At 71.0% G+C, this 22,012-nt stretch carries 20 protein-coding genes; 10 read left to right on the top strand and 10 right to left on the bottom strand.

Annotation, left to right across the window (positions count from 1 at the left end; all coding sequences use genetic code 11):
* Positions 1–4 precede the first annotated feature (4 nt).
* Complete coding sequence (locus tag R0232_RS08925) at positions 5–1,402, top strand: coniferyl aldehyde dehydrogenase (RefSeq protein ID WP_431511878.1); 1,398 nt, start codon at positions 5–7, stop codon at positions 1,400–1,402.
* Here the strand turns inward: R0232_RS08925 and R0232_RS08920 are convergent, their stop codons facing one another.
* Positions 1,403–2,098 (bottom strand): TetR/AcrR family transcriptional regulator, encoded by a 696-nt coding sequence (locus tag R0232_RS08920; RefSeq protein WP_431511877.1) that lies wholly within the window; start codon positions 2,096–2,098, stop codon positions 1,403–1,405. It lies immediately after the preceding gene.
* Positions 2,099–2,466: 368 nt separating this feature from the next.
* On the opposite strand from R0232_RS08920, the gene R0232_RS08915 reads away from it, so the two are divergent.
* Positions 2,467–3,249: an SDR family oxidoreductase gene (locus R0232_RS08915; protein ID WP_093348456.1), complete on the top strand. Its 783-nt coding sequence runs from the start codon at positions 2,467–2,469 to the stop codon at positions 3,247–3,249.
* Between the two features lie 2 nt (positions 3,250–3,251).
* Here R0232_RS08915 and cynS read toward each other — a convergent pair whose 3' ends face one another.
* Complete coding sequence (gene cynS, locus R0232_RS08910; RefSeq protein ID WP_093348453.1) at positions 3,252–3,695, bottom strand: cyanase; 444 nt, start codon at positions 3,693–3,695, stop codon at positions 3,252–3,254.
* A gap of 67 nt (positions 3,696–3,762) precedes the next feature.
* Complete coding sequence (locus R0232_RS08905) at positions 3,763–4,194, bottom strand: DUF1348 family protein (RefSeq protein ID WP_057595284.1); 432 nt, start codon at positions 4,192–4,194, stop codon at positions 3,763–3,765.
* Between the two features lie 124 nt (positions 4,195–4,318).
* Between R0232_RS08905 and R0232_RS08900 the strand changes: the two genes are divergently transcribed.
* Positions 4,319–4,927, top strand: coding sequence for a TetR/AcrR family transcriptional regulator (locus R0232_RS08900; RefSeq protein WP_431512883.1), 609 nt, complete (start codon positions 4,319–4,321; stop codon positions 4,925–4,927).
* Here R0232_RS08900 and R0232_RS08895 read toward each other — a convergent pair.
* A complete protein-coding gene (locus R0232_RS08895) occupies positions 4,905–6,566 on the bottom strand; it encodes an L-lactate permease (protein ID WP_431511876.1) in 1,662 nt (553 codons plus the stop codon). The two genes, R0232_RS08900 and R0232_RS08895, sit on opposite strands and share 23 nt — an antisense overlap.
* A gap of 262 nt (positions 6,567–6,828) precedes the next feature.
* Here R0232_RS08895 and R0232_RS08890 point away from each other — a divergent pair, with 262 nt between their 5' ends.
* From R0232_RS08890 to R0232_RS08880, 3 genes are all read left to right on the top strand, one after another.
* The gene (locus tag R0232_RS08890; RefSeq protein WP_057595286.1) at positions 6,829–7,713 is read left to right on the top strand and encodes a LysR substrate-binding domain-containing protein; all 885 of its coding nucleotides are present in this window, start codon (positions 6,829–6,831) and stop codon (positions 7,711–7,713) included.
* Between the two features lie 191 nt (positions 7,714–7,904).
* Complete coding sequence (locus R0232_RS08885) at positions 7,905–9,062, top strand: alpha-hydroxy acid oxidase (RefSeq protein ID WP_208513188.1); 1,158 nt, start codon at positions 7,905–7,907, stop codon at positions 9,060–9,062.
* Between the two features lie 161 nt (positions 9,063–9,223).
* Positions 9,224–10,564: an MFS family transporter gene (locus R0232_RS08880; RefSeq protein ID WP_296784146.1), complete on the top strand. Its 1,341-nt coding sequence runs from the start codon at positions 9,224–9,226 to the stop codon at positions 10,562–10,564.
* Positions 10,565–10,765: 201 nt separating this feature from the next.
* On the opposite strand, the gene R0232_RS08875 is transcribed toward R0232_RS08880, so the two are convergent.
* From R0232_RS08875 to R0232_RS08865, 3 genes are read right to left on the bottom strand one after another with little or no spacing between them, the layout of a single operon-like run.
* Positions 10,766–11,758 carry a tripartite tricarboxylate transporter substrate-binding protein gene (locus tag R0232_RS08875; RefSeq protein ID WP_296784143.1) on the bottom strand — a complete coding sequence of 331 codons (993 nt, stop codon included), beginning with the start codon at positions 11,756–11,758 and terminating at the stop codon, positions 10,766–10,768.
* Between the two features lie 41 nt (positions 11,759–11,799).
* Entirely contained in the window at positions 11,800–13,170 is a 1,371-nt protein-coding gene (locus tag R0232_RS08870; RefSeq protein ID WP_431512882.1) for an alpha/beta hydrolase family protein, read from the bottom strand.
* A 2-nt stretch (positions 13,171–13,172) separates the two neighbouring features.
* Positions 13,173–15,857 (bottom strand): tannase/feruloyl esterase family alpha/beta hydrolase, encoded by a 2,685-nt coding sequence (locus R0232_RS08865; RefSeq protein WP_431512881.1) that lies wholly within the window; start codon positions 15,855–15,857, stop codon positions 13,173–13,175.
* A 176-nt stretch (positions 15,858–16,033) separates the two neighbouring features.
* On the opposite strand from R0232_RS08865, the gene R0232_RS08860 reads away from it, so the two are divergent.
* Together R0232_RS08860 and R0232_RS08855 are read left to right on the top strand one after the other, a co-directional pair.
* Entirely contained in the window at positions 16,034–16,966 is a 933-nt protein-coding gene (locus R0232_RS08860) for a LysR substrate-binding domain-containing protein (protein ID WP_431511875.1), read from the top strand.
* A complete protein-coding gene (locus R0232_RS08855; protein ID WP_431511874.1) occupies positions 16,963–17,958 on the top strand; it encodes a Bug family tripartite tricarboxylate transporter substrate binding protein in 996 nt (331 codons plus the stop codon). The genes R0232_RS08860 and R0232_RS08855 overlap by 4 nt, the downstream gene beginning before the upstream one ends.
* A 150-nt stretch (positions 17,959–18,108) precedes the next feature.
* Here R0232_RS08855 and R0232_RS08850 read toward each other — a convergent pair whose 3' ends face one another.
* Positions 18,109–18,669 carry a putative glycolipid-binding domain-containing protein gene (locus R0232_RS08850; protein WP_093356120.1) on the bottom strand — a complete coding sequence of 187 codons (561 nt, stop codon included), beginning with the start codon at positions 18,667–18,669 and terminating at the stop codon, positions 18,109–18,111.
* Positions 18,670–18,762: 93 nt separating this feature from the next.
* Here R0232_RS08850 and R0232_RS08845 point away from each other — a divergent pair, with 93 nt between their 5' ends.
* Positions 18,763–19,257, top strand: coding sequence for a C4-dicarboxylate ABC transporter substrate-binding protein (locus tag R0232_RS08845; protein ID WP_431511873.1), 495 nt, complete (start codon positions 18,763–18,765; stop codon positions 19,255–19,257).
* The gene (locus R0232_RS08840; RefSeq protein WP_431511872.1) at positions 19,254–20,765 is read left to right on the top strand and encodes a TRAP transporter large permease subunit; all 1,512 of its coding nucleotides are present in this window, start codon (positions 19,254–19,256) and stop codon (positions 20,763–20,765) included. Before R0232_RS08845 ends, R0232_RS08840 begins: the two co-directional genes overlap by 4 nt.
* A 16-nt stretch (positions 20,766–20,781) precedes the next feature.
* Here R0232_RS08840 and R0232_RS08835 read toward each other — a convergent pair whose 3' ends face one another.
* Together R0232_RS08835 and R0232_RS08830 are read right to left on the bottom strand one after the other, a co-directional pair.
* On the bottom strand, positions 20,782–21,060 hold the full coding sequence (locus tag R0232_RS08835; RefSeq protein WP_093356126.1) for a contact-dependent growth inhibition system immunity protein: 279 nt from the start codon (positions 21,058–21,060) through the stop codon (positions 20,782–20,784).
* Between the two features lie 22 nt (positions 21,061–21,082).
* Positions 21,083–21,931 (bottom strand): RNase A-like domain-containing protein, encoded by an 849-nt coding sequence (locus R0232_RS08830; protein ID WP_208511465.1) that lies wholly within the window; start codon positions 21,929–21,931, stop codon positions 21,083–21,085.
* Between the last annotated feature and the right edge of the window lie 81 nt (positions 21,932–22,012).

Here is a 22,012-nt window from a genome sequence, read left to right as displayed (position 1 = left end):
CTCCATGACCCCAGAGCTGCGCCCCCTCTTCGACGCCCAGCGCGCCGCCAGCCTGCGCGACCAGGCCCCGCCCTGGAGCGTGCGCGCCGACCGCCTGCGCCGGCTGCGCGCGCTGGTGCGCGAGCACCGCGCCGCGATCGCGGCCGCGATCAGCGCCGACTTCTCGAACCGGCCGCGCCAGGAGACCGAGCTGGCCGAGGTCTTCCCCACGCTCGAGGGCATCGACCATGCGCTGCGCCACGGCAAGCGCTGGATGCGCGTGCGCCGCCGCAGTACCGGGCTGTGGTTCCAGCCCGCGTCCTCGCGGCTGATGCCGCAGCCGCTCGGCGTGGTCGGCATCGTCGTGCCCTGGAACTACCCGCTGTACCTCGCGGCCGGGCCGCTCACGGCGGCGCTGGCTGCGGGCAACCGCGCGATGCTCAAGCAGTCGGAGTACACGCCGCGCTTCGCCGAGCTGTTCGCGCGGCTGGTGGGCGCGGCCTTCGCGGCCGACGAGATCGCGGTGGTCAACGGCGACGCCGAGGTGGCGCGCGAATTCGCGAGCCTGCCCTTCGACCACCTGCTGTTCACCGGCTCGACCGAGGTCGGCCGCCACGTGATGCGCGCCGCGAGCGAGCACCTGACGCCGGTCACGCTCGAGCTCGGCGGCAAGTCGCCGGCCATCGTGGGCCGCGGCGCCGCCTTCGACAAGGCGGTGGAACGCATCCTCGTGGGCAAGACGCTCAATGCCGGCCAGACCTGCATCGCGCCCGACTACGTGCTGGTGCCGCGCGAGCAGCAGGCGCGCTTCGTCGAGGCCGCGCGGCGCGTGTTCGCCGCGCTCTACCCCGACCTGGCGCGCAACGCCGACTACACGAGCATCGTGAGCCCGCGCCACTTCGCGCGGCTCGAGGCGCTGGTGGCGGAAGCCCAGGCGCAGGGCGCCGCGGTGGAGCGGCTCGGCGATGCGCCGCCCGATGCCGCGTCGCGGCGGCTGCCGCCGGTGCTGCTCACGGGCGTGGGCGACGGCATGCGCGTGATGCAGGAGGAGATCTTCGGCCCCGTGCTGCCGCTCGTGCCCTACGACACGCTCGAGGAGGCCATCGGCTACGTCAACGCCCGGCCGCGGCCGCTCGCGCTCTACCTGTTCGAGAAGCAGCGCGCCGACATCGACCGCGTGCTGGCCCAGACCGTGGCCGGCGGCGTGACCGTCAACGACACGCTGTTGCACATCGCGCAGGACGACCTGCCGTTCGGCGGCGTCGGCGCGAGCGGCATGGGCGCCTACCACGGCGAGTTCGGCTTCCAGACCTTCTCGAAGATGAAGCCGGTGTTCCACCAGTCGGGCCTCAACGGGCTCGGCCTGTTCAAGCCGCCCTACGGCAAGACCTTCGAGCGGATGCTCAAGCTGCTGGCGCGCTGATCAGCCCTTGGCGGCGGGCGCGATCTGCGCCAGCGCCGCCTTCGCCTTCGGCCCCGCGAAGCGGTGCACGATGCCCAGCAGCAGCACGTCGACCAGCAGCTCGAGGTGCGCCATCGCGTCGATGCGCTCGATCCAGGGATCGTCGCCGCCCGACACGCGCAGCGAGGTCATGCCGTGGATGCCTTCCCACAGCAGCTGCGTGATCACGTGCAGCTGCGTGTCGTCGGCCGCCACGAAGCCCTCGCGCACCAGTTCCGCCGCGAGGCCGCGCACCAGCGCATAGGGGTCGCGCTCGGGATCGCCGAACACCAGCGTCGAGGTCTCGACCGGCGCCGCGGGCCGGCGTTCCATGAACACCAGGAAGTACTGGTCGGGATGGCGCAGGCCGTTCTCCACGTAGGCCCGGCAGGCCAGCCGCACGCGCGCCAAAGCGCCCTCGCCGCTCGCGATCGCCGCCTGCACCAGCTTGTGCATGCGGATGATGTCCTCGTCGATCGCGTTGGTGATCATGCTGGCCTTGTCGCCGAACAGCGTGTAGACCACCGTGTTCGAGAAGCCCGATTCCTCGGCCACCTTGCGCATCGTCACCTCGCGCGCGCCGTCGCGGATGATCAGCTTGCGCACCACCTTCAGGATGTCCTTGCGGCGCTGCTCGAGTTCGCGCTGCTTGCGCTCCTGGAGGTTGTTCTTGACCATGGGAGATGCGGTGCGGGTCGGGTGCGGGCGGTTCGGAATGCGGGCATCTTATAGTCAGCGCCCGCGCCCCCGAACGATGCCCTGCGGCCCGCCGGGGCCACCGCCGCGGCGAAGGATCGGGCAAGAACCGGCGGACACAGGGCCGGAAACGGCCAGCCCCGGAACGGCCATGCACCGAAGATGGGCTCTGCGAGAAGAAAGTTCGCGCGCGCCTCGGCGCTGTCGGCGCCGGCCCCCTTGTTTCGGAGAAAAAGGCAAGAACCGCGTTCGATCCGGATACCGCCTGGAGCGCGCCGGGCGCGAAACTTCTCACCATGCCGGGAGCCCCCATGGCGCCTGTGCATCCCCTTCAGCACGAGGAGTTTTCCATGACCGCAATCCAGGACAAAGTCGTTCTCATCACCGGCGCGAGCAGTGGCATCGGCGAAGCGACCGCGCGGCTGCTCGCGCGGCGCGGTGCCCACGTGGTGCTCGGTGCGCGCCGCACCGACCGGCTCGCGGCGCTCGCGGCCGAGATCCGGGCCATCGGCGGCTCGGCGAGCTTCCAGCGGCTCGACGTCACGCTGCGCCCCGAGATGGAGGCCTTCGCCGAACTCGCGCTCGAGCGCCACGACCGCATCGACGCGCTGGTCAACGCCGCGGGCGTGATGCCGCGCTCGCCGCTGTGGATGCGCAAGATCGAGGAGTGGGAGCTCATGATCGACGTCAACCTGCGCGGCGTGCTGCTCGGCATCGCGGCCGTGCTGCCGACGATGCAGGAGCAGGGCTGGGGCCACATCGTGAACCTCGCGCCGGTGTCCGTCACGGGCGTGACGGCGGAGTCGGCCGTCTACCACGGCACGCAGTACGCGGTGGACGCGATCTCCGAGGGGCTGCGCCAGGAGCATGCGGGCCGGGTGCGCGTGAGCGTGCTCCATCCCGAGCTGGCACCGCCGGGCGACCCCCGCCTCGAGCGCATCGCCGCGGGCCTGGCCGGCGAGCGCATGTCGACGCGGCGGCGCCTGCTGGCACCGGCCGACGCGGTGGCGCGTTCGATCGTCGGCGCGATCGAGGGCGGCTACTACGCGGCGCACCCCGTGCCCGCGCTGCTGCGCTCGCCGGGCGGCCGCTCGGACAGCGCGCCCGAGGAGCCGGCCGACTACGCCTTCTGATCTCAATAGGTCTTGTAGGGCAGGAACTTGCCCGAGAGCACCACGTTCACGCGGTCGCCCTTGGGGTCGGGCTGGCGCTGGATGTCCATGCTGAAGTCGATGGCGCTCATGATGCCGTCGCCGAACTCCTCGTGGATCAGCTCCTTGATGGTGGTGCCGTAGACGCTGACGATCTCGTACCAGCGGTAGATCAGCGGATCGGTCGGCACCGCCGAGGGCAGCGAGCCCTTGTACGGCACCACCTGCAGCCACTTCTGCTCCTCGGCGCTGAGGCCGAAGATGCGCCCGACGATCTTCGCCTGCTTCTCGTCGAGCGTCATCTGGCCGAGGCAGGCGGCGGTGGTCCATTCCTTCGAGAGGCCGAGCTTCTTCGCGACATCGGCCCACTGCAGGCCCTTGGCCACCTTGGTGGCGATGATCTTCTCGGTGACGTCGTTGCGGTTCATGTTCAGGTGCTCCTTGAGTGCCGGACACGGGCAAGCAACAGGCGTGCCGCCGCCCGGCCCGGCGCCATCAGGCGCGTTCCCAGCGGAACTTGCGCTCCGACTCCGCGATGGGCTGGTCGTTGATGCTCGCGTAGCGCCGCTGCATCAGGCCGTTGGGCGCGAACTCCCAGTTCTCGTTGCCGTGGCTGCGGAACCAGTGGCCCGAGTCGTCGTGCCATTCGTACTCGAAGCGCACCGCGATGCGGTTGTCCATGAAGGCCCAGAGCGTCTTCTTCAGGCGGTAGTCGAGCTCGCGCACCCACTTGCGCTGCAGGAACTGCACCACCTGCTCGCGGCCGTTGACGAAGTCGGCGCGATTGCGCCATTCGGTGTCGGGCGTGTAGGCCAGGCTCACGCGCACCGGGTCGCGCGTGTTCCAGGCATCTTCGGCGGCCTGGACCTTCTTGAGCGCGGTCTCGAGCGTGAACGGGGGCAGCGGCGGGCGGGATTCGGATTCCATGGCGGTCTTTCGGTGAAGAGGGGAACGTTGGAAGGGAAAAGGCGGTGTAGCCCGGCCGCAATGTGCCACATGTAGACAGACCTGTCTACATGGCGGCGGGAGTGCCTACAATCGCGCCATGGACCTGGACCTTTCCGCCCTGCCCGCGCGCGAGCGCATCCTGCTCACGGCGCACGACCTCTTCTATGCCGACGGCATCCGCGCCACCGGCATCGACCGCGTGATCGCGGCCTCGGCCGTGACCAAGGTCACCTTCTACCGCCACTTCCCCTCGAAGGACGACCTGGTGCGCGCCTTCCTCGACCACCGGCATGCGCGCTGGATGGCCTGGTTCGTCGATGCGCTGGGGCGGCGCGGCGCGCACGAGCGCAGCGGCGACGCGCAGGCCCTGCTGCTGCTGGCCGACGTGATGGCCGAATGGTTCACCGACCCGGTGTTCCGCGGCTGCGCCTTCATCAACGCCGTGGCCGAGGTCGGCGGCAGCGTCGAGGGCGCGGCCGAGCGCGCGCGCGATCACAAGCGCGAGATGGTCGAGGTGATCGCCGATCTGCTGCCCACCACGCTGCCGCAGCGCATGGCGCTCGCGCAGGCCGCCGCCATCGGCATCGACGGCGCGATCGTCAAGGCGCAGGTGGGCGGCGCCGAGCTGGTGCGCGAGGCGGTCGAGGACCTGCGCCGGCTGCTGCGCGCGCTGGCCGACGCCGCGGCGCCTACTTCACCACCATCGCGGTGAACGGCCACACGTAGGCCTGCAGGGTCACGAGGATGCCAACCAGGCAGGCCAGCGCGATCGAGTGGAAGAACACGTAGCGCAGGATCTCGCCCTCGTGGTTGAACCAGCGCGTGGCGGTCGAGGCCACCACGATCGACTGCGCATCGATCATCTTGCCCATCACGCCGCCCGAGCTGTTGGCCGCGCCCATCAGGTTCGGGCTCAGCCCGAGCTGATCGGCCGCCACCTTCTGCATGCCGCCGAACAGCACGTTCGAGGCCGTGTCGGACCCCGTGAGCGCCACGCCCAGCCAGCCCATCAGGGTGCCGAAGAAGGGATAGAACACGCCGGTGTTGGCGAAGGCCAGGCCCAGCGTGGTGTCGAGCCCCGAGTAGCGCGTGAGCGTGCCCAGCGCGAGCATCAGCACGATGGTGAGCAGCGAGAACTTCACCAGCCACAGCGTGCGGCCGTAGGCGGCCACGAGCTGGACCGGGTTGTACTTCATGACCAGCCCGCCCACGAGCGCCGACACCAGGATGCCGGTGCCGGTGGCCGAGAGCAGCAGCAGCTGGTAGACCGCGCCTTCCTTGGTCGGCTTGGGCACCACCGGCGCCACCTTCTCGATCATGTTGTGCAGTCCCTCGATCGGGAAGTTGGGCGCGAAGATGCCGTTGAGCCAGGTCTTGACCGAGGGCAGGCCCCAGATGAACACGAACACCGTGAGGATCAGCCACGGGGTCCAGGCCCGCACCACCGCGGCGGTGGGGTGCTTGGCGGGCGCGCCCACCGGCGCGGCCTCGCCGCCGTCGGCCTCGTGGCCCTTGAGCGAGACCGAGGTCCACGTCCTGGCGGGCTTCCACACGCGCAGGAACAGCACCAGGCAGACCATCGAGACGATGGCCGCGATGATGTCCACCAGCTCGGGGCCGATGAAGTTCGACACCAGGTACTGCGGGATCGCGAACGAGACGCCGGTGACCAGGATCGCCGGCCAGACCTCCCACATGCCCTTGCGGCCCGCGAAGGCCCAGATCAGCCAGAACGGCACCAGCACCGAGAAGAAGGGCAGCTGCCGGCCGATCATCGCGGTGACGGCCATCAGGTCGTAGCCGTGCACCTTGGCCAGCGTGAGCACCGGCGTGCCGAGCGCGCCGAAGGCCACCGGCGCGGTGTTGGCGATCAGCGAGAGCCCCGAGGCGGCGAGCGGCGAGAAGCCCAGCCCGATCAGGATGGCCGCCGTGACCGCCACCGGCGTGCCGAAGCCGGCCGCGCCCTCGAAGAAGGCGCCGAATGCGAAGGCGATCAACAGCAGCTGCAGCCGCCGGTCCTCGGTGATGCCGGCGATGGAATCCTGCAGCACCTGGAAGCTGCCGTTCTGCTGCGTGAGCTGCTGCAGGAAGATGATGTTGAGCACGATCCAGCCGATCGGTAGCAGCCCGGTGATGCCGCCGAGGAAGGCGGCCTTGCCCGCCATGTCGGCCGGCATGCCGAAGGCGAAGACCGCGATCGCCAGCGCGCTGAGGAGGCCGAGCCCGGCCGCGAAGTGGGCCTTGACGTGCAGGAGGCCGAGGCACACCAGCATCACCACCACCGGTATCGCGGCGAGCGCCGTCGATACCACCATGCTCCCGAACGGGTTGTAAACCTGTTGCCAAACCATGTGTCTGTCTCCGTACTGTTGGTATTCGATGTGACGGATGCGCTGCAACACACTGCGATCGCTCAGACCCCCTGTTCCTTCCACCTGTCCCCTCTGCACTGCATTGCGGCGCGGCGAAACGAAGCGCCGGGGCGGTCGGGCCCGCGGCGCTTCGATACCATCGTACGCCCGCGGGCCCCGCGGCGCACCACCTGCGGACAACCGTGGGCCGCCCCGCGCCCTCGGGTACAACCTCCTTCTACGCACTGCCCTCCACACCTTCATGGCTTCCACGCGCCTCCCCTCGACCCAGGGCCTGCTCGCCTTCGAGGCCGTCGCGCGCCTGCGCAGCGTGAACCTGGCGGCCGAGGAGCTCAGCGTGACGCCCAGCGCCGTGAGCCACCGCATCCGCCAGCTCGAGTCGCAGCTCGGCCTGCGCTTCTTCGCGGGCAGCGACTTCAGCCTCAGCGCCGACGGCATCGTCTACCTGGCGCGGGTGCGCGAGGCCATCTTCGCGCTCGAGCAGGTGCCGGGCCGCGAGGCCGCGCCCAACACCCGCCGGCTGCGCGTGGCCGTCACGCCGACCTTCTCGCGCCAGATCCTGATGCCGCAGCTCGCGCGCTTCTGCGAGGCCCATCCCGAGGTCGAGCTGGTGATGCAGGTGACGGCGCCGATGCGCGAGAACGCGCTCGACGAGGCCGACATCGAGTTGCGTTTCGGCGCCGGGCCGTTCCGCCAGCGCGAGTTCCTGCAGTTCCCGGCCGATGCGCTCACGCCCGTGTGCAGCCCGGCCTACCTGAAGCGCCACGGCCCGTTCGAGGGTTTCGCCACCCGGGCCGAGGTGGAACGCGCCCAGCTGCTGCGCACCCCGCTCGAGAACTGGCGCATCTGGTTCGCGGCCCACGGCATCGGCCTGCCCGAGCCCGCCAGCGGCGCCCAGTTCACCGACCTGGGCCTGCTGCTCGAGGCGGCCGCCGAGGGCCTGGGCGTGGCGCTGATGCGGCTGCACCTGGGCCGCGCCTGGATCGACGGCGGCCGGCTGGTGCGGCTGTCGCCGGTCAGCGTGCCCTCGCCCAACCACTACTTCCTGTGCTGGCGGCCCGGTGCGCTCGAGCGCCCCGAATGCGCGGCCTTCGTGGCCTGGGCCCGGCAGTCGCTCGAGGGCTGACGAGGCGGGAAGCGGCCGCCTGAATTTTTTTCAGATCGCCGCGCAGCGTTTTTCAGCCCCGCCGGGGCCCGCCGCGGCCACACTCACGGCGCCGCGCGTTGCGCTGCGGGAGAGGCTGCTGCCCAATAATGGCGACGGCCCGGCCCCCAGGCCCGCCCACGACAACAACCCCGTTCCACAGGAGACTCCCCGTGCCCGACCTTTCCAAGATCACCTGCATCGAAGACCTGCGGGTGGTCGCCAAGCGGCGCGTGCCGAAGATGTTCTACGACTACGCCGACTCCGGCGCGTGGACCGAGGGCACCTACCGCGCCAACGAGAGCGACTTCCAGAAGATCAAGCTGCGCCAGCGCGTGGCGGTCAACATGGAGGGCCGTTCCACCCGCACCACCATGATCGGGCAGGACGTGGCGATGCCGGTGGCGATCGCGCCCACGGGCCTCACGGGCATGCAGCACGCCGACGGCGAGATCCTGGGCGCGCTCGCGGCCAAGGCCTTCGGCATCCCGTTCACGCTCTCGACCATGAGCATCTGCTCGCTCGAGGACATCGCCGAGAACACCGACCGCCATCCGTTCTGGTTCCAGCTCTACGTGATGAAGGACCGCGACTTCATCGAGCGCCTGATCGACCGCGCGCGCGCGGCCAACGTGTCGGCGCTGCAGCTCACGCTCGACCTGCAGATCCTCGGCCAGCGCCACAAGGACATCAAGAACGGCCTGACCACGCCGCCCAAGCCCACCATCAAGAACCTGCTGAACCTCGCGACCAAGCCGCACTGGTGCCTCGGCATGCTGGGCACCAAGCGCCGCACCTTCCGCAACATCGCGGGCCATGCCAAGGGCGTGAAGGACCTGTCCTCGCTGTCCTCGTGGACCGCCGAGCAGTTCGACCCGGCGCTGAACTGGGGCGACATCGAGTGGATCAAGAAACGCTGGGGCGGCAAGCTGATCCTCAAGGGCATCCTCGACGCGGAAGACGCGCGGCTGGCCGCGAACAGCGGCGCCGACGCGCTGATCGTGTCGAACCACGGCGGGCGCCAGCTCGACGGCGCGCCCTCCTCGATCAGCGCGCTGCCGGCCATCGCCGACGCCGTGGGCCGCGACATCGAGGTCTGGATGGACGGCGGCATCCGCAGCGGCCAGGACGTGCTCAAGGCACGCGCCCTCGGCGCCCGCGGCACGATGATCGGCCGCAGCTTCCTCTACGGCCTGGGCGCCTACGGCCAGGCCGGCGTGACGCGCGCGCTGCAGATCATCCACAAGGAACTCGACGTGACCATGGCCTTCTGCGGCCATACCGACATCAACACGGTGGATTCGGGCATCCTGCTGCCGGGCACGTTCTAGCCGGCTGCCATGGGTCCGTTCCGGGGGCGCGGGCCGCCCGCAAGGCCCCATCGGCGATAGGCCGATGCGGCACCGGCTGACACGACCCGGTCATCGTGCGGCGCAGAATGGTCCGGCAACAACAACACGGCCGCCGGCCCGTTCGGTGGCCCACAGGCACCATGAGCGCGACCACGCCCCTCCACGCGAGCCCGGGAAGCCCGGCGGCTTCCGCATCCCCACCCCACTACACCGCGGAAGAAAAACGCCACCGCGTGTTCGCGATCATGGCGGCCTCCTCGGGCAACCTGGTCGAGTGGTTCGACTTCTACGTCTACGCGTTCTCGGCGCTCTACTTCGCGCCGGCCTTCTTCCCCAAGTCCGATCCCACCGCGCAGTTGCTCAACACCGCGGGCGTGTTCGCGGCCGGCTTCCTGATGCGGCCGATCGGCGGCTGGCTGTTCGGCCGCATCGCCGACCGGCTCGGGCGCAAGACCTCGATGCTGATCTCGGTCACGATGATGTGCGGCGGCTCGCTGGTCATCGCCTGCCTGCCGACCTACGCGGCCATCGGCGCCTGGGCGCCGTTCCTGCTGTTGATGTGCCGGCTGTTCCAGGGCCTGTCGGTGGGCGGCGAATACGGCACCACCGCCACCTACATGAGCGAGGTCGCGCTGCGCGGCCAGCGCGGCTTCTTCTCCTCGTTCCAGTACGTCACGCTGATCGGCGGCCAGCTGCTCGCGGTGCTGGTCATCGTGGTGCTCGAACAGTTGCTGAGCGAGGCCGAGCTCAAGGCCTGGGGCTGGCGCATCCCGTTCGTGATCGGCGCCATCGCCGCGGTGGTCGCGCTGCTGCTGCGCCGCACGCTGCACGAGACGCAGAGCGACGAAGCCAAGAAGAACAAGGAGGCCGGCAGCATCGCCGGCCTGTTCAGGCACCACACGCCGGCCTTCCTCACCGTGCTGGGCTACACGGCCGGCGGCTCGCTGATCTTCTACACCTTCACCACCTACATGCAGAAGTACCTGGTGAACACGGTGCACCTGCCGATCAAGACCGCGAGCTACGTGATGACCGGCGCCCTGTTCGCCTACATGTGCATGCAGCCGCTGTTCGGCGCGCTGTCGGACCGCATCGGCCGGCGCAACAACATGCTGCTGTTCGGCGGCCTGGGCGCGATCGCCACCGTGCCGATCCTCACCGCGCTGCAGCACACCACCAGCCCGGTGCTGGCCTTCGTGCTGATCATCGTGGCGCTGGCCATCGTGAGCTTCTACACCTCGATCAGCGGCATCGTGAAGGCCGAGATGTTCCCGCCCGAGGTGCGCGCGCTAGGCGTGGGCCTGGCCTACGCGGTGGCCAACGCGATCTTCGGCGGCTCGGCCGAGTACGTGGCGCTGGGCCTGAAGTCGCTGGGCCACGAGTCGGCCTTCTTCTGGTACGTGAGCGCGATGATGGTGATCGCCTTCCTCGTGAGCCTGCGGCTGCCGCGGCAGGCCAGCTATCTGCACCACGACCATTGACCCGACTGGCCGTGGCTATCCCCGGCATGAGGATTTCCAAACCCGCGCCGGGGTGAAGCGCGGCACCATGGAGCCTCAGCCAGGAGAACCACCATGACGCTCAGGAACCTCAGAAAACTCGTCGGCGGCGCGATTTCGCTCGCGGGCGCCGCGGTGCTGATCTCGCAGCACCTCTGACGCACCGACTGCACCCCGCGGCGCTCAGTCCGCGTACACCCCCGCGGCCTTGATGATCGGGCTCCACTTCGCGATCTCGGCCGCCACGAACTTCTTGTGGCCCTCGGGCTCGATGCGCCCGTCGGTCGCGACCACGGCGCCCAGCGCTTCCTCGCGCTTGATGAAGTCGGCGTCCTTCAGGGCGGCCTTCAGCGCCTCGTTGAGCTTCTTCTGGATGGCCGCCGGCGTGCCCTTGGGCGCGTAGAGGCCGTGCCAGATCGTGACCTGGAAGTCCTTGAGGCCGGCCTCCTGCAAGGTCGGCAGGTCCTTCAGCAGCGGCGTGGTCAGGCGCTTGGGCGAGGTCACGGCATAGGCCTTGACCTTCTTGGCCTCGATCTGCGGCGAGGTGTTGGTGGTCTGGTCGCACAGCAGGTCGATCTGGCCGCCGATCAGGTCGGTGATGGCCGGCGCGGTACCCTTGTAGGGCACGGGCGTCATCTCGGTCTTGGTGGCGCTCTGGTAGAGCAGGCCGCACAGGTGCGAGGCCGAACCCACGCCGGCATTGCCGATGTTGATCTTGCCCTTGTTGGCCGTCACCCACGAGGACAGCTCGGCGTAGTTGTTGGCCGGCAGGCTGGGCTTGGCGATCAGGGTCATCGGCACGTCGTTGACGATGCCCAGGTATTCGAAATCGGTCTCGACCTTGAACGGCACGTTGCGCACCAGCGTCGGCACGGTGGCCATGGCAATGTGGTTGAGCAGCAGCGTGTAGCCGTCCGGTGCCGCGCGCGCCACCTTGGCCGCGCCGATCGAGCTGCCCGCGCCGGGCACGTTGTCGATGATCACGCTGGCGCCGCCGAGCGGCTTGCGCAGCGCCTCGGCGAGGTCGCGCGCGACGCGGTCGGTGGGGCCGCCGGCCGCGAAGGGCACGACGATGGTGACGGGCTTGCCCGCCGGGAAGTCCTGCGCCTGCACGGTGAAGGCGCAGGCGGCGGCCACCGTGGCAAGGGCGAAGGCGAAAGCGGAACGCTGGGTCATGGAGTCTCCGGGTATTGAAAAGGTCGAATGCGAAAAGAGGGTCAGGGCGCGCGCGCCGGCACGCGCTGCTCGAGCGGCGGCGGCTGCCAGGCCGGCTGGATGTGGCAGCCGTTCTTGCCGTCGGTGTCGTAGCGCGGCATCAGCGCGGCGCAGCGTTGCGCGAGCCCCGCGGGCGTGGGCTTCTCGCCCTTGTCGATCCAGTCGAGCAGCGCCGCGAACAGCGCCGGGTATTCCGAATCGCTGAGGTAGCTGTGCTCGCGCTCGTCGCTGAAGCTCTGCACCAGCAGCTCGCCGGTGCCGGCCGCGTCGCGGATGCGGCGGTAGGCGTTCTCGAGTTCGACGAAGGCGGTCGGGTCGTCGATGGCATGCAGCCCCACGGTGGGTAGCGCGGTGCGGCCCGTGGGCTGGCTGTCGGCCGCGAGCGCGCCCTTGGCCTGCGGGTCGGCCGCGTAGCGCAGCACGCCGGCATTGAGCGCGGCCGCCTCGGCCGGCGCCGCGGCATAGCTCACGCCGATATTGCCGAAGGGATTGCGGCCCTGCAGCCGCAGCTGCGTCAGGTCCTGGAACAGCCAGGTGGCCCAGTTCAGGTGGCCGACCAGTGAGCGCTCGGGGATCTTCACCGCCGTGAGGAGGGTCTTGAGCCGCGCGGCCTGCTCGGGCGTGCGCTGCGCCGCGGGCAGGCCCACGCCGGTGCAGTCGCGCACGCGGTCGGCCAGTTCCTTGCGCGTGAGCTTCGCATCGAGCGGCAGGCCCTGCCACAGCGGGTACTGCGGCTCGTCGGGCTTCGGATGGTTGCGGCAGACGTACTGGTAGACCACGCGCAGGTCGAGCCGGAAGTCGTAGGCGCTGTTGCCGCCGCCGAGCACGCCGCTGGTCAGCAGCAGGCCGTCGTAGGGGCCCTTGGCACCGCCGGCCGGCGCATAGAGCTCGGCCGCCTTCGCCGCCACGCCCGCGCCATAGCTCTGGCCGTGCAGCAGGGTGCGGCGCGGCTCGCCGAACTGGCGCACGAAGAGCTGGCGCAGGCGCTCGGTGTCTTCGGCCGCCATGGTCACGCCATAGCCGCCGCGCCGGTAGGTGGAGCCGGCCCAGGCATAGCCGGCCTTCACGGTCACGGCCCAGCGCTTGAGGTCCTCCTCGCTGCGCTCGAGCTTGGGCGGTCCGGTTTCAGGGCCGCCGTGCGCGTGCATCACGAGCACGCCGCGGTTCCAGTCCTTGGGGATCGCGATCCAGTAGAGCGCGCCGGTGCCGTCGGCGCCGGTGTAGCAGCGGGCGCCCTCGGGGACCGGGGCCGGGCAGGTGGCGGCGCGCGGTCCTTCGACGCGCGCGGCCTGCGCCGGCAGCGTGGCGAACCAGGCGGTGGCCGCGGCCAGCGCCGCCGCGAAGGCGGGACGCGCCCGCCGCTCGAGATGCATCGTCAATGGCGTACTCCGAGTTGCAGCGCCGCGCTCGTGCCCGCGCCGGACACGAAGCCGAGCACGCCGCTGTTGAAGAGGAAGTGGTCCGGCGCACCGAGGCTGGATTCCACCACGCCCGGCACCGGCTTGTCGTAGCTCAGCGTCGCGGTCGTGCCCGCGAGGTTGAAACCGGTGCCGGTCACGGTGGCCGCGGCGTTCTCGCCCTTCACGCTGGCCATCACGTAGCTGCCGTCGGCCGCGCCCGCGGTCAGGCTCAGCTGCGTCGCGTGCAGGCGCAGGCCGAAGCTGGTGGCCGATTCGCGCACCAGGTGCATCGGCACCGCGGCGCCGTTCACCAGGCCGATCACCATCGAGCCGGTGAGCGTGCCGCCGGTGGTGGTGGCGCCGCCGGTCGGCGCGGTGGTGCGCAGGTCGAAGGCATTGCGCGTGCCGTTCCAGCTGATGTAGCCCTTCTCGGTCTCGGTGCAGTTGGCGTCGTAGACCATGAAGCTGCCGGCATTGCCCGCCGCGCTGCGGCAGTACTGGAAGGTGCCCGCGTTGCGCAGCCGCACCGCGCCGGCATAGGGCGCGGCGCCGCCGCTGCCCTGCTGCACGCCGACCGTGTTGAAGATGTTCGCGACCGGGTTGAACACCGCGGGCGAGGCCGAGTTCTCGAAGGTGTTTTGGAACGCGAGCAGCGGTGCGAAGCCGCCGCCGCTCGGCGCGTTCACGCCGCCCAGCAGCACGCCGCCCGGCGCGAACGCGAACACCGCGCCGCTCTCGCCGCTGGTGTAGCTGCACTGGCCCTGCGACACCAGCGTGCCGCTGCGCGTGGTGCCGGCGGTGCGCTGCAGGCTGGCATCGACAGTGACGGTGTAGGCCATGGTCGCCGGGTCGATCTGCACGCGCAGCTCTTCGCCGAAACTGTCGCCGCCCTTGTAGGTGGCAACGGCCGCGGGCAGGTTCGGGCAGGCCAGCGGATCGCCGACCTCGGTCACGCAGCTGTAGTTGACGGCCGCGTCGAGGCTGCCGCTGCCGCGGTACTTGGGCCAGGCCGGGAACTGGCACAGCGGGCGGGTGCGGCCGTAGGTGCCGGCCACCGCGTCCACCGCCACGCCGGTGGCGGGCGCGAGGCCGCCCTCGACCCAGCCCTCGAGCGCCGCGAGCGAATCCCAGTTGGGGATGAACACGCCGGTGCCGTGGCCCATGCCGGGCACGGTGTAGAAGCGCACGTTCTGGTCGACCGAGGCCTGGCCCACGGTGGCGATCAGCTGCTTGTAGTAGTCGATGGTCGAGTTCGGGCTGATCACCTCGTCGGCCAGGCCGTGCAACATGATCAGCTTGCCGCCGTGCGCGAAGAAGGGCGCGAGATCCGGGTTGGTGGCGTCGGTGAGGTTCGACACCTCGGTCACGCGCGCCGCGTAGGCGCCGGGGTTCAGCGGATCGAAGGTCAGCGTGTCGAAGCCCTCGATGCGCGTCACGAAGTACTTCACCCACTGGTCGCCGGTGACGTACATGTTGGCGTCGGCCGAGGTCGCCGGGTTGGCCGGCACCTTGCGCGTGCCGAGGTCGCGCGTGGTGTACGGGCCCGCCACCAGCGCGCCTTCGAGCAGGTTGTAGCCGCCCGCGCGCTTCACGCCGTTGCCCAGCGCGTAGCTCGTGAACTCGAGCGGCGACTCGATGGTGCGCACGGTATCGAGCTGCGCGTCGGACAGGCAGCCGTCGCCGGTGTCGGTGCCGCCGGTGCAGCGCAGCGAGGCGAGGATCTGCGTGTTGAGCTGGCGGCAGCTCTCGACGTTGCTCACGATGCCGTCGGCCGCGCCGTCGAGCTTGTCGCAGGCCTGCAGCACGGTCCGCTGCACCAACAGCGTCTTGGCCACGTTCATCCAGCCCGCGCCGCCGTTGTTGTAGAGCGCGCGGCCCACGGCCACGTTCGACAGCCGCGTGCCCGTGTAGTTGAGCGCGGGCTCGTTGGCGATCACGCCGTCGTAGTCGAGCGGCCAGCGCTGGATGTAGCTCAGCGCATCGCGCCCGCCGGTCGAGGTGCCGAGGAAGTAGGCCTTCTTCGGCTTGCTGCCGTAGCGCGCGAGCACCAGCGCCTGCGCCACGTCGCGCGTCTTCTTGAGCGACTGGCCGCCGTAGTTGGCGAGCTGCTCGTCGTTGGCGGCGAAGCGGCCGTCGGTGATGCTGCTGGCCTGGTGGCCCGAATCGTCGCCGTAGGTGGCATAGCCGAGCGCGAGCGGCGCGGGCTTTTCGCGCGGGCCGAAGCGGATCACCTCGGTGCCGTCGATCAGCACGCCGTCGAAGCCGCCGCCGCCGAAGTGGATGGTCTTCTGGTTCCACTTCTCGGGCAGGTTCAGCGCGAAGTTGATCAGCTGCGAGTTCGGGTCCACCGGCTGGATGGTGCCGCGCACGCGGCAGTAGTCGCCGTAGTTGTTGCCGGCATCGCCCGCAGCCACCGCGGTGGCGCTGGTCACGGTGGCGCCCTGCGTGGGCAGGCTGATCTGCGCGGCGGCCAGCGTCATGCCGGCGAGCTCGGCGCAGGCCTTCGCGGTCTGGGCCGGCGGCGGCTCGACGGGCGTGTCGCCACCGTTGCCCGGTGGCACGATGGGCAGGAACGGCAGGCCGCCGCCGCCTCCTCCGCCGCCACCGCAGGCGGCCAGGATCAGCGAGAGGCCTAGCGCGGTGGCACCGGCGCGCAGCATGGAGGGAAGGCCGAGTCGGGTCGGCACGGATGTCGGCAAGGGGCGCGGTGGGCGCATGGTCTTTGTCTCCGGAACACGGCCTCGTGGGGCCGCTCATTGAATAGGCGGCCGGACGATAGAAGCAGCCTGACCTAGGGTCAAATAAAATAACAAGGCACTTTCAATATGAAAAAAGTATGGAGATAAGACCGCTGCGCTACTTCGTGGCCGTCGCCGAGACCGGCCACATGACGCGCGCCGCCGAGCGCCTGGGCATCCAGCAACCGCCGCTGAGCCTGACCATCAAGGCGCTGGAACGCGAGCTCGGCGTGCTGCTGTTCAAGCGCCATCCGCGCGGCGTGACGCTGACCGACGCCGGCCGCCAGTTCCAGGCCGAGGCGCTGCGCATGCTGCAGGACATGGACGCGATGCGGCAGCGCATGGCGCGCGTGGCCAGCGGCCAGGCCGGCAGCCTGGCCGTGGGCTTCACCAGTTCGGCCGCCGCGCACCGCTTCGTGCCCGAGGCGCTGCGCGCGTTCCGGCGCGAGTACCCCGACGTCGAGCTGCAGCTCAGCGAGAACAACGCCGCCGAGATCACCGAGGCGCTGGCCGCGGGCCGCGTGCATTGCGGCCTGCTGCGCGTGCCGGTCGACCGGCCCGCGGGCCTGGCGTTCGAGACTTTGCTGCGCGAGCCGGTGCTGGTGGCGATGCCCAGCGACCACCGCTTCGCCACCGCGCGCAGCCAGCGCACGGCTTCCCGCCCGCTGCCGCTGGCGAAGCTCTGCGAGGAAGACCTGATCCTGGTGCGGCGCCCCGGCGCGCCCGGCCTCTATGCCGAGCTGCTCGCGCTGTGCCATGCCAAGGGCCTGCGGCCGCGCGTGGTGGCCGAGGTCGAACGCATGATGACCAACCTCAACCTCGTGGCCGCGGGCGTCGGGCTGTCGGTGGTGCCGGCCTCGATGACCGGCGTGCATGCGCACGCGATCGCCTATGCGCCGCTGGCCGACGGCGGCGCGCTCGACGCGCCGCTCACGCTGGTGTCGCGCGCCGACGAGGACAACCTGCCCGCGCGCCGTTTCGCCGCACTGCTGCGCGGCCTCGCGGCCGGCGACGCGAAGGGCCGGCCATGACGCGGGCGCTGCATCGCCGCGTGCTGCTGGGCGCGGGCGCGTCCTTCGTCGGCCTCGCCACGCTCGGCGTGTCGCGCGCCGGCACCGCGCCGGCCTGGCCCAGCCGGCCGGTGCGGCTGATCGTGGTCTACCCGCCGGGCGGCGTCAGCGACGGCATGGCGCGCGTGCTGGCCGAGCCGCTGGCGCAGTCGCTCGGCGTGCCGGTGCTGATCGAGAACCGGCCCGGCGCCGGCGGCAGCGTGGGCATGGATGCGCTCGCGCGCGCCGTGCCCGACGGCCACACGCTGGCCTTCTCGGCCATCAGCCCGCTCACCTTGCATCCGCTGCTCGCGCGCGTGGCCTACGACCCGCTGCGCGCCTTCGTGCCGGTGGCCAGCCTGATGCGCACGCCGGTGCTGGTGGTCGGCACCCAGGCCTTCACCGGCCGCGGCTTCGGCGACCTGATCGCGCAGGCGCGCGCCCAGCCCGGCGCGGTGCGCTGGGCCAGTTCGGGCGTGGCCACCATCGGCCATCTGGTGCTCGCGCAGGTGCGCGTGCAGAGCCGCACCGACATCACCCACATCCCCTACCAGGGCGGCGGCCCGCAGCTCAACGACGCGCTGAGCGGCCAGTTCGAGGTGCTGTCGACCAACGTCGCGGCACAGCAGCTGCAGTACATCGAGAGCGGCCGCTTCCAGGCCCTCGCGGTCGGCGCGCCGCGCCGCATCGAGGCCCTGCCCGAGGTGCCCACGCTCGCCGAGCTCGGCTACGAACGCGCCAACCGCGATTCGCTGTTCGGCCTGTTCGCGCCGGCGCGCACGCCGCAGCCCGTGGTGCAGCGGCTCAACGCCGAGATCCAGCGCCTGCTGCGCGGCGAGACGCTGCGGCTTCGGCTGCGCGAGGCCTACAACCTGCCGGCCGGCGGCAGCAGCGAGGATTTCGCGCGCGAGATCGCGCTCGATCGGCGGCGCAACCGGGCGCTGGTGGCAGGGGATCGCTCGCAGTTCGATTGAGGCCGCATCGCGCGGCCGGCGCGGTGCTCACAAGGTGTGAAGAAACCGTAGCGAGCGCGCCGAGGTCGCGCCGAGGACCGGAGCCGTACTCCGTACGGTGAGGACCGGAGGTGCGAGATCGGGGCGCGCAGCAGGTTTGTTCACAACTTGTCAGGCTTCGGCGACCCAGAGCCCCGGATAGTCGTGCACGAAGCCATCGGCCGTGACGCCCAGCACCGCCTCGTAATCGAAGCGCTTCGCCACGTAGCGGTAGGCGTTGTCGCCGCTGCGCTCGTAGCGCTGCATCAGCTCGCCGAGGCTGCCGCCATCGAGGTCGATCCAGGCCGCGGGCGCATCGGCGCCCTCGCCCTTCGAGAGATTGAGGCGACGCAGCTGCAGCAGGTTGGTCGCGGGCGTGAAGCCCAGGTCGAGGTCGACGCAGTGCGAGAGATCGGGCACCGGTTCGTCGTTGAGCTTCCAACGGCCCTGCGCGTCGCGCGTGATCGAGAGGTCGACCGTGCTGTCGCCGAGCCAGCCGCGCACCGTGCCCCACTGCGCATGCCAGTGCAGGTCGCAGCGCACGCGGTAGTGCAGCTGCGCCACCCGGCCGTCCTCGGCGCGGAAGGCCGAGGCGCCGTCGAGCTGCCAGGCGCTGGCATTGCGTTCGAGACGGCAGGCATCGTGGCCCGGGACGTCGAGCCTGCGCCAGAGGATGGAAGCGACGGTTTGCATGGGGCGGATGATGGCGCGGGCCGTGGGGCGGCGCAAGCATTGCCCCGCCGCGCCGCAGGTGCTGGTCAGGTTCGGGAACTAGCGTCGCTCGCCATGACGCCGCCCGACGCCTGCCTCGCCACCCGCCTGCTCGACCGCCTCGACCGGCTGGCGATGCCGCTGGCGCTCGCGATCGCGCTGCTGCTGTTCCTGCAGTGGCCGCTGCGCGGTCTCGCCGGGGCCGGCTTCGGACCGACGCAGGCCAACGACCTCGCGCAGTGGCTGTTCGCGCTCTACGTGGCGGTGGCGCTGCGGCATGCGGGCCGGCGCGGCGCGCACCTGGTGGCGCGGCCCGACCTTGCCGCGGGCCAGCCCGCGCGCTGGCGCCGCGCCGGTGCCGCGCTGTGCGTGCTGCCGTGGGCGCTGTTCCTGGTGGCCGTGTCGGCACGGCCGGTGCTGGGCTCGGTGGCCGCGCTCGAGCGCTTTCCCGACACCTTCAACGCGGGCTACTTCATGGTCAAGATCGCGCTGCTGCTGCTCGCCGTGCTGCTCGCGCTGCAGGCGGCGCTCGAGCTCTGGCAGGCCTGGCCGTGGCGGCGTACGCGATGAGCGCCGGCACCGGCTGGCTCGGCCTGGCGCTGCTCGCGGTGGCGCTCGCGCTGATGATGAGCACGGGCTGGCCGACCTACGCGGTGCTGCTCGGCGTGTCCACGCTCGGCGCGGTGGCGGGCCTGGCGCTCGGCGCCTTCGACATGGCGCTGCTGCAGAACCTGCCGTGGCGCATCGTCGGCCTGCTCGAGCACGACCTGCTGCAGGCGCTCGCGCTCTATGCGCTGGTGGGCGCGCTGCTCAACCGGCTCGCGCTCGCGCAGCACCTGTACGAGGGCCTGCGCCGCCTGCTCGCGCGCATCGCGCCGCGCGCGGCCGCCGAGATCGCGGGCATGGTGCTCGGCCTGTTGCTGGCGCCGATGAACGGCTCGGTCGGCGCGAGCCTGCTCACGCTGGCGCGCACCGCGGGCGAGGGCTGGGCGCGTGAGGGCCTGCCGGCGCCGCGCCGCACGGCGCTGGTGGCGGTGACCGGCACGCTCGGCGTGATCGTGCCGCCCTCGCTGGTCCTGCTGCTGCTTGCCGACGCGATGCTGCGCGCCCACACCGAGGGCGTGAACATGGCACGCAGCCTGGGCCTGCCGGGCGCCGCGGCCGAACGCATCGTCAACACGCAGGACATCCTGCAGGCCGCGCTGCTGCCGGCCACGGCGCTGTTTGCTGGCTGGCTCGCGATCGCCGCCTGGAGCGCGCGGCGCGCGCGGCCCGTCCTGCCGGCCACGCCGGCCGCCCGCGAGCCACTCACGAGGCCGCAGCGCTGGACGCTGGCGATCGTGCCGCCCGTGATCGGCACGCTGCTGGTGCTGATCGCGCTCGGCCGCGTGCGGCCGGTCGAAGGCGCCGCCACCGCCTGCATGCTGCTGCTCGGCTGGGGCCTGGCCTCGGGCCAGTTGCTGCGCGCGGGGCTGCTGCGCCAGGTGCTCGACGACGCGATGGCGCTGACCGGCGCGCTCTATGCGCTGCTGGTCGCGGCCACCACCTTCTCGCTGCTGCTGCGCGGCTTCGGCACCGATGCGCTGGTCATGCGGCTGATGCTCGCGCTGCAGGGCCATCCGATGATCGGGCTGGGCGCCGTGCTCGCCATCCTGCTGGCCTGCGCCTTCGTGCTCGATGCCTTCGAGCTGATCTTCCTCGTGGTGCCGATCGTGATGCCGCCGGTGCTCGCGCAACTCCCCGATGCGGCCTGGATCGCGACGCTCGCGCTGCTGGTGCTGCAGGCCGGCTTCCTGCTGCCGCCCTTCGGCTATGCGCTGGTGCTCGCGCGCGGGCAGACCGTGCCGCGCCCGCCGCTGCGCGCGGTGGCGCTCGCGCTGGCCCCTTATCTCGTGCTGCTCGCGCTGGTGATGGCCGCGACGATGGCCTGGCCCGGCAGCACGCGCTGGCTGCGCGATGCGCCCGAGGCGGCGGCCGCGCAGGCACCGATGGACGCCGACACGGTCGACCGCCTGATGCGCGAGATGGCGCCACCGCCCGACCTGGCCGACGGCGCGCCCGCGGCCGAATCGCCCTGAGCGAAGCCGTGGCCGGCTACTGCACCGCCGCCAGCACGCGGTCGAAGAACTCCGCCGCCGTGCGGCCGAAATCCTCGGGCAGGTAGTCGCGCTCGAAGTCGCGCGCGAACGCGGCCTCGACGTCGTCGTGCGAACCCCGGTAGTCGGCGATCTCGGCACGCAGCGCGGCCAGCTCGGCCGGGGTGCTCGATTCGCGGTACGAGGCCATGATCTCGGCGCCGGTCTCGCCGAAGAGGATGTCGGCATCCTGGCCGAAATAGACCTTGGTCAAGTGGTCGATCAGTTCGAATCGCATCGTGGGATTTTTGTGCTGGCTGTCAGAACGGATGGGCGGTGAGGATGTAGAAGGGCTTGCCGTTGTAGGCCTTCATGTTGAGCGTCACGCGCACCTTGGTGAGCTGGCTCACGGCCGTGCTGCCGCGCTGCACGCCGATGCCGACCACGGTGCCGATGTCGTGCTCGAAGGCCACCGGCTTGGAGCCCGCCTGCGCCGAGCGCGACCAGGCGCGGATCGCGCGCGCATTGGCGCGCACCGTCTGGCTGATGGCCGACTCGGCGGTGGCGAGGTCGAAGAAGGACGACGACTTCTGCAGGCTGGGCTTCTTCGCGAAGCGGTCGAACAGGTCCTGCGCCGACTTGCCGACGTGCTCGCGGATGGTGTGGCCGCCGGCCTTGGAACCGGCCACGCCCTCGTGCTCGGCGAGGCGCACGGGCTCGAGCTTGAAGCGGCTCGCGCGCACCGCGATGACGCGCGACGCGGCGAGGCCGCCGGCCACGAACAGCGGCACCGCGACGTCGACCGCGAGCCCCACCTGCGCGCCGGTCTCGGGCGAGGCGCCCATGGCCTGCGCGGCGGCATCGGCGGTGATGGCGGTGGCGGTGCGCTGCGAGCGGCCGGTCCAGATCTGGCGCGCGGCGGTGGCGGTGACGTCGCTGCCGTGGGCACCGAGCACCACGCAGCCGACCTTGCTCGCCATGGTGGGTTCGGGCGCGACGCACAGCACGCCCGCGCCGACCAGCTCGATGACGCCGCCGACCAGCGCCGCGGTGCCCCAGAGCCGGTTGCTGAGGCTCGCCGACTCGGGCACGTCCTCGCCACCGAGCACCGCCGCCAGCTGCACCGGCGTCAGCGCGACCGAGAGGCCGCCTTCCTCGTCGTCACCCATGGTGGATTCCTTTCCGTTGTCCTTGCGGGGGATTGAAATTCCGATGCATTCTTGCACGGCCCGGGCGAACATCGGCGCAGC

It is taken from the genome of Variovorax sp. DAIF25 (assembly GCF_050711835.1).
Taxonomy (GTDB): domain Bacteria; phylum Pseudomonadota; class Gammaproteobacteria; order Burkholderiales; family Burkholderiaceae_C; genus Variovorax.
This window is presented reverse-complemented; position numbering and strand designations above follow the sequence as displayed.

Excerpts from the sequence above, each read along its gene's own strand:
- R0232_RS08925 (WP_431511878.1), top strand. The coding sequence starts at position 5 with ATGACCCCAGAGCTGCGCCCCCTCTTCGACGCCCAGCGCGCCGCCAGC.
- R0232_RS08920 (WP_431511877.1), bottom strand. The coding sequence starts at position 2,098 with ATGGTCAAGAACAACCTCCAGGAGCGCAAGCAGCGCGAACTCGAGCAG.
- R0232_RS08915 (WP_093348456.1), top strand. The coding sequence starts at position 2,467 with ATGACCGCAATCCAGGACAAAGTCGTTCTCATCACCGGCGCGAGCAGT.
- cynS (WP_093348453.1), bottom strand. The coding sequence starts at position 3,695 with ATGAACCGCAACGACGTCACCGAGAAGATCATCGCCACCAAGGTGGCC.
- R0232_RS08905 (WP_057595284.1), bottom strand. The coding sequence starts at position 4,194 with ATGGAATCCGAATCCCGCCCGCCGCTGCCCCCGTTCACGCTCGAGACC.
- R0232_RS08895 (WP_431511876.1), bottom strand. The coding sequence starts at position 6,566 with ATGGTTTGGCAACAGGTTTACAACCCGTTCGGGAGCATGGTGGTATCG.
- R0232_RS08890 (WP_057595286.1), top strand. The coding sequence starts at position 6,829 with ATGGCTTCCACGCGCCTCCCCTCGACCCAGGGCCTGCTCGCCTTCGAG.
- R0232_RS08880 (WP_296784146.1), top strand. The coding sequence starts at position 9,224 with ATGAGCGCGACCACGCCCCTCCACGCGAGCCCGGGAAGCCCGGCGGCT.
- R0232_RS08875 (WP_296784143.1), bottom strand. The coding sequence starts at position 11,758 with ATGACCCAGCGTTCCGCTTTCGCCTTCGCCCTTGCCACGGTGGCCGCC.
- R0232_RS08870 (WP_431512882.1), bottom strand. The coding sequence starts at position 13,170 with ATGCATCTCGAGCGGCGGGCGCGTCCCGCCTTCGCGGCGGCGCTGGCC.
- R0232_RS08865 (WP_431512881.1), bottom strand. The coding sequence starts at position 15,857 with ATGCTGCGCGCCGGTGCCACCGCGCTAGGCCTCTCGCTGATCCTGGCC.
- R0232_RS08860 (WP_431511875.1), top strand. The coding sequence starts at position 16,034 with ATGGAGATAAGACCGCTGCGCTACTTCGTGGCCGTCGCCGAGACCGGC.
- R0232_RS08855 (WP_431511874.1), top strand. The coding sequence starts at position 16,963 with ATGACGCGGGCGCTGCATCGCCGCGTGCTGCTGGGCGCGGGCGCGTCC.
- R0232_RS08850 (WP_093356120.1), bottom strand. The coding sequence starts at position 18,669 with ATGCAAACCGTCGCTTCCATCCTCTGGCGCAGGCTCGACGTCCCGGGC.
- R0232_RS08845 (WP_431511873.1), top strand. The coding sequence starts at position 18,763 with ATGACGCCGCCCGACGCCTGCCTCGCCACCCGCCTGCTCGACCGCCTC.
- R0232_RS08840 (WP_431511872.1), top strand. The coding sequence starts at position 19,254 with ATGAGCGCCGGCACCGGCTGGCTCGGCCTGGCGCTGCTCGCGGTGGCG.
- R0232_RS08835 (WP_093356126.1), bottom strand. The coding sequence starts at position 21,060 with ATGCGATTCGAACTGATCGACCACTTGACCAAGGTCTATTTCGGCCAG.
- R0232_RS08830 (WP_208511465.1), bottom strand. The coding sequence starts at position 21,931 with ATGGGTGACGACGAGGAAGGCGGCCTCTCGGTCGCGCTGACGCCGGTG.